Source organism: Ralstonia sp. VS2407 (assembly GCF_052950655.1).
Genome location: NZ_JBRFVG010000011.1, coordinates 24,628 through 37,678 on the forward strand (window position 1 = coordinate 24,628; position 13,051 = coordinate 37,678).

General features: G+C 65.4%; 13 protein-coding genes. 10 read left to right on the forward strand and 3 right to left on the reverse strand.

The window, feature by feature from the left end:
• Window positions 1-76 precede the first annotated feature (76 nt).
• From ychF to ACU8YE_RS17815, 4 genes are all read left to right on the forward strand, one after another.
• A complete protein-coding gene (gene ychF, locus ACU8YE_RS17800) occupies window positions 77-1,171 on the forward strand; it encodes a redox-regulated ATPase YchF (RefSeq protein WP_252694972.1) in 1,095 nt (364 codons plus the stop codon).
• Between the two features lie 346 nt (window positions 1,172-1,517).
• Entirely contained in the window at window positions 1,518-3,806 is a 2,289-nt protein-coding gene (locus tag ACU8YE_RS17805; protein WP_446929280.1) for an ATP-binding protein, read from the forward strand.
• Between the two features lie 26 nt (window positions 3,807-3,832).
• Window positions 3,833-4,300, forward strand: a complete 468-nt coding sequence (locus ACU8YE_RS17810; protein ID WP_024972795.1) for a response regulator — start codon at window positions 3,833-3,835, stop codon at window positions 4,298-4,300.
• A gap of 25 nt (window positions 4,301-4,325) precedes the next feature.
• Window positions 4,326-6,284 carry a hybrid sensor histidine kinase/response regulator gene (locus ACU8YE_RS17815; protein WP_260804124.1) on the forward strand — a complete coding sequence of 653 codons (1,959 nt, stop codon included), beginning with the start codon at window positions 4,326-4,328 and terminating at the stop codon, window positions 6,282-6,284.
• A 32-nt stretch (window positions 6,285-6,316) separates the two neighbouring features.
• On the opposite strand, the gene ACU8YE_RS17820 is transcribed toward ACU8YE_RS17815, so the two are convergent.
• Window positions 6,317-6,559 carry a GlsB/YeaQ/YmgE family stress response membrane protein gene (locus ACU8YE_RS17820; RefSeq protein WP_440840284.1) on the reverse strand — a complete coding sequence of 81 codons (243 nt, stop codon included), beginning with the start codon at window positions 6,557-6,559 and terminating at the stop codon, window positions 6,317-6,319.
• 223 nt (window positions 6,560-6,782) lie between these two features.
• Here ACU8YE_RS17820 and hemA point away from each other — a divergent pair, with 223 nt between their 5' ends.
• From hemA to ACU8YE_RS17850, 6 genes are all read left to right on the forward strand, one after another.
• Entirely contained in the window at window positions 6,783-8,090 is a 1,308-nt protein-coding gene (gene hemA, locus ACU8YE_RS17825) for a glutamyl-tRNA reductase (RefSeq protein WP_116576406.1), read from the forward strand.
• Between the two features lie 109 nt (window positions 8,091-8,199).
• Complete coding sequence (prfA, locus tag ACU8YE_RS17830; RefSeq protein ID WP_446929281.1) at window positions 8,200-9,282, forward strand: peptide chain release factor 1; 1,083 nt, start codon at window positions 8,200-8,202, stop codon at window positions 9,280-9,282.
• Window positions 9,283-9,463: 181 nt separating this feature from the next.
• Complete coding sequence (locus tag ACU8YE_RS17835; RefSeq protein ID WP_232041132.1) at window positions 9,464-9,832, forward strand: hypothetical protein; 369 nt, start codon at window positions 9,464-9,466, stop codon at window positions 9,830-9,832.
• A 98-nt stretch (window positions 9,833-9,930) separates the two neighbouring features.
• On the forward strand, window positions 9,931-10,833 hold the full coding sequence (gene prmC / locus ACU8YE_RS17840) for a peptide chain release factor N(5)-glutamine methyltransferase (protein ID WP_446929282.1): 903 nt from the start codon (window positions 9,931-9,933) through the stop codon (window positions 10,831-10,833).
• Window positions 10,834-10,901: 68 nt separating this feature from the next.
• Entirely contained in the window at window positions 10,902-11,213 is a 312-nt protein-coding gene (gene grxD / locus ACU8YE_RS17845; protein WP_024977796.1) for a Grx4 family monothiol glutaredoxin, read from the forward strand.
• 19 nt (window positions 11,214-11,232) lie between these two features.
• Window positions 11,233-11,856, forward strand: a complete 624-nt coding sequence (locus tag ACU8YE_RS17850; protein WP_280928269.1) for a UbiX family flavin prenyltransferase — start codon at window positions 11,233-11,235, stop codon at window positions 11,854-11,856.
• 22 nt (window positions 11,857-11,878) lie between these two features.
• On the opposite strand, the gene ACU8YE_RS17855 is transcribed toward ACU8YE_RS17850, so the two are convergent.
• Together ACU8YE_RS17855 and ACU8YE_RS17860 are read right to left on the reverse strand one after the other, a co-directional pair.
• Window positions 11,879-12,049: a hypothetical protein gene (locus ACU8YE_RS17855; protein WP_232041134.1), complete on the reverse strand. Its 171-nt coding sequence runs from the start codon at window positions 12,047-12,049 to the stop codon at window positions 11,879-11,881.
• 121 nt (window positions 12,050-12,170) lie between these two features.
• Complete coding sequence (locus ACU8YE_RS17860; protein ID WP_446929283.1) at window positions 12,171-12,911, reverse strand: hypothetical protein; 741 nt, start codon at window positions 12,909-12,911, stop codon at window positions 12,171-12,173.
• Window positions 12,912-13,051 lie beyond the last annotated feature (140 nt).

The following is a 13,051-nucleotide window of genomic DNA, read 5'->3' on the forward strand; positions in this document are numbered from 1 at the left end:
CGCGCACAGCCCGGATTCCACTGTGCTGCCGCCTCCCCCGCGTCACGCAACCCCTTGATTTAGAGCCTTTTTCACCATGAGCCTCCAATGCGGCATCGTCGGTCTGCCGAACGTCGGCAAGTCGACCCTGTTCAATGCCCTGACCAAAGCCGGCATCGCTGCCGAGAACTACCCGTTCTGCACGATCGAGCCCAACGTAGGCGTGGTGGAAGTGCCGGACGCCCGCCTGCAAGCGCTGGCCGACATCGTCAAGCCCGAGCGCGTGCTGCCGGCGGTGGTCGAGTTCGTCGACATTGCGGGCCTGGTGGCGGGCGCCTCCAAGGGTGAAGGCCTGGGCAACCAGTTCCTGGCGAATATCCGCGAGACGGATGCCATCACGCACGTGGTGCGCTGTTTCGAAGATGAAAACGTGATCCACGTCGCCGGCAAGGTCGACCCGATCGCCGACATCGAAGTCATCAATACCGAACTCGCCCTCGCTGACCTGGGTACGGTCGAAAAGGCGCTACAGCGCTACACCAAGGCCGCCAAGTCGGGCAACGACAAGGAAGCCGCCAAGCTGGTCGCCGTGCTGGAGAAAGCCCAGAAGGTGCTGGATGAAGCGAAGCCGGTGCGTGGCCTGAACCTGACCGACGACGAGTGGGCAACCATCAAGCCGCTATGCCTGATTACCGCCAAGCCGACCATGTACGTGGCCAACGTGCGCGAAGACGGCTTCGAGAACAATCCGCACCTGGACGCCGTGCGCAACTACGCCGCGCAGACGAATTCGCCAGTAGTGGCCGTGTGCGCCGCCATCGAAGCCGAAATCGCCGATCTGGATGACGCAGACAAGGCCGAATTCCTCGCCGACATCGGCATGGAGGAGCCGGGCCTGAACCGCGTGATCCGCGCGGCCTTCAAGCTGCTCGGCCTGCAAACGTACTTCACCGCCGGTGTGAAGGAAGTGCGCGCCTGGACGATCCACATCGGCGACACGGCCCCGCGCGCAGCCGCGGCCATCCACACCGACTTTGAACGCGGCTTCATCCGCGCTCAGACGATTTCGTACGACGATTTCATCCAGTTCAAGGGCGAACAGGGTGCCAAGGAAGCCGGCAAGATGCGCGCCGAAGGCAAGGAATACATCGTCAAGGACGGCGATGTGCTGCACTTCCTGTTCAACGTCTGACCAGCACAAGCGCAACGAAAAAGCCCCGCAATCGCTGCGGGGCTTTTTCATGGGCGACGCGAAAATGCAAGCCTGGGCAACAGGGTATCCCGCGTACCGGCCAGCCTTGTAACGTTGTGGCGATCCTGGATCACTTTTTTACATGCATGAAGGGCCGATAACGCAGCTTCGGTGCTCGACGGGGCGCATCGCCATGCCGTTTTCGCGTGTTGGGCACGTCGCTTGCGTAGGAACCTGGCAAATACGCTGAACCCCCGGCAGGCCGCTTCCGCCCGGGGCAGCCCGCCGCCCTGCCAGGCATTCAGCCAAGGCCATCGCCATCGGGGCGGCGCACTCGCCCGACGCCATGAGTTCGCAATCGCCTCCGCCCTTGTCCGTAGTGGACGACATCGACGACGCCATCGGTATTGGCAGCAACGCCGCCATCCAGTCGCGCGGAGTGTTGTTGTGCCTGTCCGAACCGGATTTACGCATCCATCAGGTGAGCGAAAACCTGGAGGCGGCCCTGGGTACGCCACTGGCCACTGCCCTGCACGCACCCGTCGACCGTGTGATCGGCACCGCCGGCCGGGAAATGCTGGAGCGCGCCCTGGGCACACACAGCATCGACGGCCATCCGCTGTATATCGGCACGCTGCAGACGCCACACGGCCACGCGCTCGACGCGGTGACGCACCGGCACAAGCGCACGCTGATCCTGGAGCTGGAACCTGCCGCGCGTGCGGCCGACGGCGCGTTTGCATCGATGTATCCCCTGGTGCGCACGTTCGTCGCCAGCCTGCAAGCGGCCAGCACAGTCGATGCGCTGACGGACTTGGCCGCGGGCGAAGTCCGCCGCCTGACCGGCTTTGGCCGCGTCACGATCTACCGCATTGACCGCGATGGTTCCTTGCTGGCACTCGCAGAGGCGCGCGACAAGGCCTATGAGACGCTGGTCGGCACGCACCTGTCCGGCGCAGGCATGACGCCCGAACTGCACAGCCTGTATAGCCACAACCCCTTGCGCCTGGTGGCAGATGTGGACGATACCCCGGTGGGTCTGGTGCCGCCTCTGCATCCATCCACGGGGCGCACGACTGATCTGACGTACGCGGCCCTGCGCGCCGCGTCCGAAGCGCAGCGCGAAACCATGCGCCGCATGGGCGCCAAGGCCTCGCTCACGCTGGCGCTTACGGTGCGAGGCAATCTCTGGGGCCTGATCGCCTGCCACCATGCAACGCCCTGTTCGCTGTCATTTGAGGTGCGCACGGCATGCGAACACCTGGCGCAGATTCTGTCGCTGCAGGTCGAAGCGAAGGAAGACCGCGCCGAGATCGCCCACCGGCTGGAACTGCGGCGCATCCTGGTGCGTCTGCTGGCGGCAATGGCCGATCGTGACCATTTCCAGGATGGCCTGATCGAACATCCCGCCGACCTGCTGCGCTTTGCCTCGGCCAGCGGCGCCGCCATCGTGCGCCAGGGAGAGTGCGTGCGCATCGGTGCCGCGCCTGACGAAGATGGCATCCTGCGCCTGACCGAATGGCTGGCCAACGAGCACCCCGGCGAGGTCTTCCACACCGACCGCCTGGTCGCCACCTATCCGGACGGCGCCGCGCTGCTACCCCATGCCTGCGGCGTGCTGGCCGTGCAGGTGTCCCAACTGCATCGTCACTATGTGCTGTGGTTTCGCCCTGAAACCCCGCACACCGTACGCTGGGCAGGCGACGCGCCAGACATGGCCACCGACAGCGATACCGCGCACATGCTTGGCCACACGCGCCATTGGCAAGAACACATCGCCCACACCTCGCGCCCCTGGCGTACGAGCGAAGTGGAAACCGCCGCGGAGTTCCGCTACGCCGTCCTGAACATCGTGCTGCGCCGCGCTGAAGAGGCCGCGGAACTCACGAGCGAACTGCGCCGCGCCAATCACGAGCTGGAAGCGTTCTCGTATTCCGTTTCACATGACTTGCGCGCGCCGCTGCGCCATATCGCCGGTTATGCCGAACTGCTCGACGAGATGGAAGGCCAGCATGTCTCGGCGCGTGGACGGCATTTTCTGCAGACGATCTCGGAGTCGTCGCGCTTTGCGGGCAAGCTGGTCGACGACCTGCTCACCTTCTCGCAAATGGGACGCGGCGCACTTCACCTGACCGATGTCGACCTCGCACAACTCGTGCGCGGCGTGGTGCGCGACCTGACGATCGATCAGGGGCGCCGCCATATCGAATGGAACATCGCCGCATTGCCCGTGGTGCGCGCCGACCCGGCATTCCTGCAACTGGCGATGCGCAACCTGCTCTCCAACGCCATCAAATACACGCGTGACCGTGATCCGGCACGGATCCATATCGACGCCGAACAGACCGACGCCGAAACCATCGTGCGCATTGCCGACAACGGCGTGGGCTTCTCGATGGAATACGTGGCCAAGCTGTTCGGTGTGTTCCAGCGGCTGCATCGCATGGACGAGTTCGAGGGCACCGGCATTGGTCTGGCCAATGTGCGGCGCATCATCGACCGCCATGGCGGCCGCACCTGGGCCGAGGGCGAACTCGACCGCGGCGCGACGTTCTACTTCGCGCTGCCGCGCGCGCCCGACCCGCAGGCGGCATCGGAGGCGGGCCTCCGCACACCCATGACTCGCGATGCCTGATCGTTCTTTCCACGTTCATTGTCACCATGCTCAAACCCATCCTGCTCGTCGAAGACAACCCAAACGACCTCGAGCTGACCCTGCTGGCGCTGGAGCGCAGCCAGCTTGCCAACGATGTGGTCGTCACCCGCGACGGCGCCGAAGCGCTGGATTACCTGCACGCGCGCAACCTGTACGCGCAACGCGTGCCCGGCAACCCGGCCGTGGTGCTGCTCGACTTGAAGCTGCCAAAGGTCGACGGGCTGGAAGTGCTGGCCGAGATTCGCGCCACGCCGGCGCTCAAGAGCCTGCCGGTGGTCATGCTCACCTCGTCGCGCGAAGAAACCGACCTCCTGCGCAGCTACGAGCTGGGCGTCAATGCCTATGTGGTGAAACCGGTGGAGTTCCGCGCGTTTGTCGATGCGATTGCCGACCTGGGCGTATTCTGGGCGGTGCTCAACGAACCGCCTCCCGGCTCCACCCGGGCACGCCGCACGTTGCTGCCGGCGAGCTAGCCGCCAATCCGGAGCATTCGCCGCCATGCCCAATCTGCAACTGCTGCTGGTCGAAGACAATCCGCTCGACGCAGAACTGACGCGCGCGCGGCTGGAAACCGCCAACCTGCAGGCCGACACCACGCTGGTCGACAACGAGACCGACTTCATCGCCCAGCTCAGCGAACGGACCTTCGACGCCATCCTGGCCGACTACATGCTGCCGCAGTTCACGGGGGCGGAGGCGCTCGATATTGCGCGCCGCATGGCGCCGCAAACGCCGTTCATCTTTGTATCGGGTGCGCTGGGCGAGGAGCACGCGGTGGACATGCTCAAGCGCGGCGCCACCGATTACGTCATCAAACAGCGCCTGCAGCGCCTGCCCGTGGTGCTGTTGCGCGCGCTGGCCGAAGCGGCCGAGCGCCGCCAGCGCATCGCCGCAGAAGCCGCCCTGCGCGAAGCGGAAACGCATTTCCGCCTGCTGATCAACGCGCTCAAGGAGCACGCCGTGCTCTCGCTCGACCCCCAGGGCATCGTGCGCACCTGGAACGCGGCATCGCGCGGCATTCTCGGGTATGCGCGCGAAGACATCCTGGGCAAGTCAGCAGAGATTCTGTATCCGCAGGCCGCGCGCGAGGCGGGGGAATTCCAGCGCAAGCTCGAACGCGTGCGCCGCGAAGGCAGCCTCACCGACGACCGCTGGATGCTGCGCAAGGACGGCACGCCGTTCTACGCATCAAGCGTGGTCACCGCCATCCACAACGAGACGGGGCAACTGGTCGGCTTCTCCAAGATCATCCGCGACTCCACCGAAGAGCGCATCGCTGCCGACGCCCTGCGCCGTGCAAAGGAAGAAGCCGAGACGGCCAACCACGCCAAGGACCACTTCCTGGCCGTGCTGTCGCACGAGTTGCGCACGCCCCTCACGCCCATCCTGACCGCCGTGCATCTGCTGGAACTGCGCCAGGATTTGCCGGCGTATGTGGTCGCGCAGCTCGAAGTCGTGCGCCGCAATGCCGAGCTGGAAGCGCGCCTGATCGACGACCTGCTCGACATCACCGGCATTGCACGCGGCAAGCTGGCGGTGAGCTTTGCGCTGGTCGATCTGTATCCGCTGCTGGAGAGCACGCTGGAGATGTCGCGCAACGACATGCAGGCCAAGCGGCTGTCGCTCAAGACGCGCTTCGAGGCGGGCCGCAGCCGGCTGTATGCCGACGGTGCGCGCATCCAGCAGGTGATCTGGAACCTGGTGCGCAACGCCGTCAAGTTCACACCCGAAGGCGGCGCCATTGAGGTGCGCGTCTGGAACCCATCGCCCTCCACCGTGGCCGTGGCCGTGAAGGACAATGGCATCGGCATCGAGCTCGACGCACTGCCGCGTATCTTCTCGGCGTTCGAACAGGCCGATGCATCGATCACCCAACGCTTTGGCGGGCTGGGCCTGGGCCTGGCGATTGCCTACGCGCTGGTGCAGAAGCACGAGGGCTCATTGATTGCCGAGAGCGCCGGCCGCCACGAGGGCGCTACGTTCACGCTTACGCTGCCCCTCGCGACCGAGAGGGTGCAGCCCGAGACACCGCCCTCGCCGCCCATGCCACGCGCCCAGCCGACGCGCGGCTTGCATGTGCTGCTGGTGGAAGACAACGCCGATACGGCCGAAGCCATGTCGCAGATGCTGGAGATCCTCGGCCACAGCGTCGCCGTGGCCAACGGCGCGCGCACGGCCATGCAGGCTGCTGAATCTGGCACGTTTGATCTGCTGATCAGCGATATTGGCCTGCCGGACGGCAGCGGCCTGGATGTGGTGCGCGTTTTTGCCGAGCGGCAAGCCGCACCATCGATTGCAATTACGGGCTACGGCATGGAAGAAGACATCGCCCGGTGCCGCGATGCGGGCTTTACGGATCACCTGACCAAACCGGTGGACTTCAAGCGCCTGGAAACGTTGATGGCCGGCTACCTGGCCGCGCGCGATGCGCGCACTGCCGGCGTGGGGGCGGGCTGAACCGCGCCAGAACGCCGCAGTCCACTTGCCACCTAGCGGCGCAATAGGCCCCACGCCGCGGGCAGCAGCATGGCGCCCACTACGGCGGCCGTCCAGGCCATGATCTGCCCGTCGGCATAGAGGTGGGCAAACTGGCCGCTGTAGTAACCAAACAACGCGCCAAGCGCACCCGTCACCAGCGCAGCCGCCCACCCCAGGCGTTTGCCTGCGGGATGCAGCCAACGTGCCGCCACGCCCACCGCCAGCCCGATCCATAGCGGCCCGATCCACCCCATGCCTGTTCTCCGTCTTGCCCTTGAGCGATTCAACTGGACGCGTACCTTAGCGCAGGACGCTGCAGAAGGCCACGGTGGCCCCACCACGCGGCGCGTGACGAATAATCGACATTCGTCCACACATGCCACGAGATTTGACCTGGGTCCTGCTCATCCGGGGGCCGGGCGTTATAATCCAAAGTGCTCAAAATTCGTGCCGTCCCCATTTAACCGGCCGCCCCACATGCAGTTGCTGACGCTTGGAATCAACCACCACACTGCGCCGCTTTCCCTGCGCGAGAAGGTGGCGTTTCCGCTCGAGCAGCTCAAGCCCGCGCTGGGCACGCTGCGCCAGCACCTGCCGCACCTCAGAAGCACGGCCGAAGCCGCCATCCTCTCCACCTGCAATCGCACCGAAATCTACTGCGCGACCGACGGCAACCTGCCCGAGCAGACCGCGCACGAGCATGCGATTCGCTGGCTGGCACAGCACCACAACATCGACCCCGGCGAACTTGCGCCCCATGTGTATTCGCTCGGGCAATCGCTTGCGGTACGCCATGCGTTCCGCGTGGCCAGCGGGCTCGATTCGATGGTGCTGGGTGAGACGCAGATCCTCGGCCAGATGAAAGACGCCGTGCGCACCGCCACCGAAGCGGGCGCCCTGGGCACGTACCTGAATCAGCTATTCCAGCGCACCTTTGCGGTGGCCAAGGAAGTGCGCGGCACGACAGAGATCGGCGCGCATTCCGTGTCGATGGCCGCCGCCGCCGTGCGCCTGGCGCAGCGCATCTTCGAGTCGATCGCGGATCAGCGCGTCCTGTTTATTGGCGCCGGCGAGATGATCGAGCTGTGCGCTACGCACTTCGCCGCGCAGACGCCGCGTGAGGTGGTGATCGCCAACCGCACGCTGGAACGCGGCGAGAAGCTCGCCGAATCGCTGTCGAACCAGGGCCTGAACGCTCGCGCGGTGCGCCTGGCCGAACTGCCGACCAAGCTGGCCGAGTTCGACATCGTTGTTTCATGCACGGCCAGCACGCTGCCCATCATCGGCCTGGGCGCCGTGGAGCGCGCCATCAAGCAGCGCCGCCACCGCCCGATGTTCATGGTCGACCTGGCCGTGCCGCGCGACATCGAACCCGAGGTCGCACGTCTGTCCGACGTGTTCCTCTACACCGTGGATGATCTGGGCGCCATCGTGCGGGAAGGCAACGCGCTGCGGCAGGCCGCCGTGGCGCAGGCCGAGGCCATCATCGAAACGCGCGTGCTGAACTTCATGCACTGGCTCGATGCGCGCAGCGTGGTGCCCGTCATCCGCGATCTGCACGCGCAGGCCGAAACGCTGCGCCAGGGTGAGCTGGAACGCGCCCAGCGCATGCTCGCGCGCGGCGATGACCCGGCCCTTGTGCTTGAAGCGCTGTCGCAGGCGCTCACCAAGAAATTCCTCCACGGCCCGACGCATGCGCTCAACCACGCGCAGGGCGAAGGCCGCGAACAGCTCATCGACCTGCTGCCGGCGCTGTTCCGCCAATCCAGCCACTCCGAGCGCTAGCGGCCAGCGCATCGCCCGCGCGCCGCATGGTTTCACTCTCGGCGCGCAACTTCTGGCGCGGTATCATGCGCCGCCTTCGCTTCCAGCGTTTCCCTCCGCGACTGCCCGAATGAAGCCCAGCATGCTGTCCAAGCTCGACCAACTGGCCGAGCGCATCGTCGAAATCAACGCGCTGCTTGCGCGTGAAGACGCCACCGCCAACCTCGACCAATACCGCAAGCTCACGCGCGAACATGCCGAGCTGGAGCCCGTGGTCGCGCAATTTGCCGCGTGGAAGCAGGCCGAGGAAGACATCGCCACCGCGCAGGAATTGGCAGCCGATCCGGACATGAAGGCGTTTGCGGAAGATGAACTTCGCGCGGCGCGCGAGCGCATGGAATCCCTCGAAGGCGAGCTGCAACGCCTGCTGCTGCCCAAAGACCCGAACGACCATCGCAACATTTTCGTGGAAATCCGCGCCGGCACCGGCGGCGATGAATCCGCGCTCTTTGCCGGCGACCTGCTGCGCATGTACACGCGCTACGCCGAACGGCAGCGCTGGCAGGTGGAGATCGTGAGCGAATCGCCGTCAGACCTGGGTGGCTACAAGGAAGTGATTGCGCGGCTGGTAGGCGAAGGTGCGTACTCGCGCCTGAAGTTCGAATCGGGCGGCCACCGCGTGCAGCGCGTGCCCGCCACCGAGGCGCAGGGACGCATCCACACGTCGGCCTGCACCGTGGCGATCATGCCCGAGGCCGACGCACTGGCCGACATCCAGATCAATCCGGCCGATCTGCGCATTGATACGTTCCGCGCATCCGGTGCGGGCGGGCAGCACATCAACAAGACGGATTCGGCCGTGCGCATCACCCACCTGCCGACCGGCTTGGTGGTGGAGTGCCAGGACGACCGCAGCCAGCATCGTAACAAGGACCGTGCCATGCAGGTGCTAGCTGCACGCCTGAAGGATCGCCAGGAGCGCGAAGCGCAAGCCAAGGAAGCCAGCGCCCGCAAGAGCCTGATCGGCTCGGGCGACCGCTCCGACCGCATCCGCACGTACAACTTCCCGCAGGGCCGCGTGACCGATCATCGCATCAACCTGACGCTGTACAAGATCGACGCGATCATGGACGGCGACCTCGATGAACTGGTCGGTGCGTTGGCGGCTGAGCACCAAGCGGAGCAGCTTGCGGCGCTCGGGGAAGAGGCCTGAGCGCTCAATCGTTAAAAAGCGCGCCCTCCGTAACATCCGCTTGCGTTTGATACAGGTTTGCGCGATGGCGCGCCGGTCTTGCGTTCCTATAATCGATCTCGATCACGCCGAGTGCATCGCCGGTCGCATCCGGCGCGCACTCACCAACAAGCGCGGCAACATCACGATTAGGAGAATCGCAATGCGTACCCAACTGCTGGCCATCACTGTCGCTACCTCCCTCGCACTGGGCCTGGCCGCCTGCGGCAAGAAAGACGACGCCACCGACCAGGCCGCCAAGAGCGCGATGGAGCAATCGAAAGACGCCGCCAAACAGGCGCTCGACAACGCCGGCACCGCCGTGACCAAGGCTGCAGACGCCGCCAAGGTGGAACTCTCGCAAGCCGCTTCGGATGCCCAAGTCTCCGCGTCGGGCGCACTGGCGCAGGCCAAGGATGCCGCCAAGATTGCGGCCGACAAGACGGCCGACGCGGCCAAGGCTGCAGCAGACAAGACCGCAGACGCCACGAAGGAAGCGGCCGACAAGGTCAAGGACGCGACCAAGCAATAAGCGCTGCTTAACCGCACCGACCCGCTCGCGGGCCCGCGCCACGTTGGCCGGGCCCGTGTTATTTTGTGCGCCCCGATCTTCGCTGCTGGTCTGTTGCCGTGTCGTCTGTTCCCGTCATTTCGCCCGAAACCCTGGCTTGCGTGTCCGATGCGCTGACGGCGCTGGCACGCGCCGGCTTGCCTGCGTTGGAAGCGCGCATGCTGGTCTCGCACGTGACGGGCCTCTCGCGCGTGCAACTCATCACGCAAGACACCAGCGCTATCGACGTAGCCGCGCGCGCGCGAATCAGCCAACTCGCCACACGCCGCCTGGCCGGCGAGCCGATGGCCTATCTGCTGGGCGAACGTGAATTCTTCGGCCGCACGTTCAAGGTCACGCCGGCCGTGCTCATTCCCCGTCCCGATACGGAATTGCTGGTCGAGCAGGCGCTTGACCGCCTGGAAGAACGCGATGCACCGGCCGTGCTCGACATGGGCACGGGCAGCGGCATCATTGCCATCACAATTGCACTGGCGCGACGCGACGCGCGCGTGTGGGCCACCGATGCCTCCGCCGATGCGCTGGCCGTGGCGATCGACAACGCCAAGGCGCTGGGCGCAACCAATTTCCGGGCTGCACTGGGTGACTGGTATGGCGCGCTGGCCGATGCCGATGCGCCCCCCGCCTTCGACCTGATCGCCAGCAACCCACCTTACATTGCGGCCACCGACGCGCATCTCGATCAGGGCGATCTGCGCTTCGAACCCGCCAACGCCCTCACCGACCACGATGACGGCCTGCGACACCTGCGCAGCATCGTCGCAGGGGCGCCTGCGCGGCTTGCCTCGGGCGGCTGGCTACTGCTCGAACACGGCTACGATCAGGGCGAACCCGTGCGCGCGCTGCTGCAGGGCGCCGGCTTCGCCAATGTCTTCACTGCGCAAGACCTGGCCGGCCATGACCGCTGCAGCGGCGGGCAGTGGCTGGATCAAAACGCCGGTGCGCGTTCCTCGCTAAAATAGAAGGGTTTTCCAATGTGGATGTCAGCCTAAAAACCCGGCTGCCGCCCCTCACCCAATCGAGTCTCCCCATGAGCACCACGCACGAAAAGATCGACCAGATCGTCAAAGGCCACCCCGTCGTCCTCTTCATGAAGGGCACGGCGCAATTTCCGATGTGCGGCTTTTCGGGCCGCGCCATCCAGATCCTGAAGGCCTGCGGCGTGGATCGGCCGCACACCGTCAACGTGCTGGAAGACGACGAAATCCGCCAGGGCATCAAGGACTACGCCAATTGGCCGACCATTCCGCAGCTCTACGTCAAGGGCGAATTCATCGGCGGCTCGGACATCATGATGGAGATGTACCAGAGCGGCGAGCTGCAGCCGCTGCTGGCTGCTTGAGCTGCGTTCTCGTTTCAGCGTGACCTTGCCCGTGAACGCCACAGTCCAGACGCCACCTGTGCGCCGCATCATCGTGGCCATCACGGGGGCGTCCGGGGCAATCTACGGCGTGCGGCTGCTGCAGATTCTGCAGGGCCTGCGCGAATCGGCGGGGGTGGAATCTCACCTGCTGATGTCGCCCGCAGGGCTGATGAACGTGCAGCACGAGCTGCACATGGCACGCGAAGAAGTGGAAGCGCTGGCGCACGTCGTGCATAACGTGCGCGATATCGGCGCAACCATTGCCAGCGGCTCGTTTGCGGCGGAAGCGATGGTGGTGGCGCCCTGCTCGATGAAGACGTTGGCGGCCGTGGCGCACGGCCTGTCGGACAATCTCATTGCGCGCGCGGCCGACGTCACGCTCAAGGAGCGTCGTCGCCTCATCCTGATGGTGCGCGAAACGCCGTTGAATCTGGCGCACCTGCGCAACATGACGGCCGTCACAGAGATGGGCGGAATCGTGTTTCCGCCCGTGCCGGGCTTCTACCAGCGCCCCAAGACGATCGACGACCTCGTCGACCACACGGTCGGGCGCGTGCTGGATCTGCTTGGCTTGCCGCAGACGTTGGCGCCCGGCTGGCCGGGCCTGCGTTCAACGGATTAGACGCTGATCAGCCAACGGCAGATCAGCGGTGATGGTAATTGAAGTACACCGAAGGTCCACCCCAATAGCCGCCGTAATAGGCCGGATAAGCCGGTGCAGCATAGACAGGCACAGGTGCCACAGCCACCGGTGCCGGATACACCGCGCAACCCCCAAGCGTCGCGGCCAACAAGGCCAGAGCCACGATTTTCATGATTAGCGTCCTTCGGCCCCCCTAGTGGAGCCACACGGACGTTATAAGCCGACGCGAGCGACGCCGGCGTCATGCGGGTGTAAGCGGTGTAACCGAAAACTACGAACGTGTGTTCGTAAGTTCACTGCTTAGGCGCCGGTTTGCCTGCAGAGGGCTTGACCATCGCAGCAGGTGCCGAGGCCGCCACACCGGACGCAGGAGCCGGCTTGGGTGCATTCGGATCGACTTCCGCACGCATCTGATCCATGACCGCCCCGGCGCGCGGTGCCCAAAGGAATTCCACCGTGCCGTTCTGCGGCTCTTCGGGAATCGCGTACATCGTGATGATGGTCTGATGGCCTGCCCAGCGCGCACGAAGCGAATCGACCGTCTTGCCAGACTTGAGCTTGAGCGGCGCCTTGCCTTCCTGCGCAGGCTTGCCGTAACGATCGGACAGCGCCTGGAAGACGCGCTGCTCGGTATCGACGCCGCGCGTCGGCACGAACATGCCGGCGATGTTGCCATCCTGGTCGATCAGGAGCACGGCCTGCGGCCCGTCCATCAACTCGGGGCGCGATGCCTGAGGCACGCCCAGCGAGCGCGTGCGGCCATGCGATTCAAGCGCATCGGAGCAATATTCGGCGACATCCTTGCCGCCATTCGCGCGTACGTCCTCGCACGAGGGCAGCTTGCGCAGAGGCTTGCCGAGCGGGAAGGTATCCAGCAGCACCGCCACGTCGCCGGGATCGCGCACTGCCTTGGCAGGCGCCGCAGCCTTTGGAGCCGCCTTGGCTGCGGGTGCAGCAAACGCCACAGGCGCGAGCAACGAGGTCGAAAAGGCAAGCGCGGCGATTGCAGTGGCGCGTCGCGTCCAGCAGGTCATGCGAACTCCATGGAGGAAAAAGCCGAGAGTGTGCCACGCGGAAATCCCGGCACACAGGAAAGCAGCTCTGACTGCCGGCCGACGCTGCGCGTTCCCCTCAACCGAACGGCTGACCCGCCAAAGACCGCCTGGTTACACGC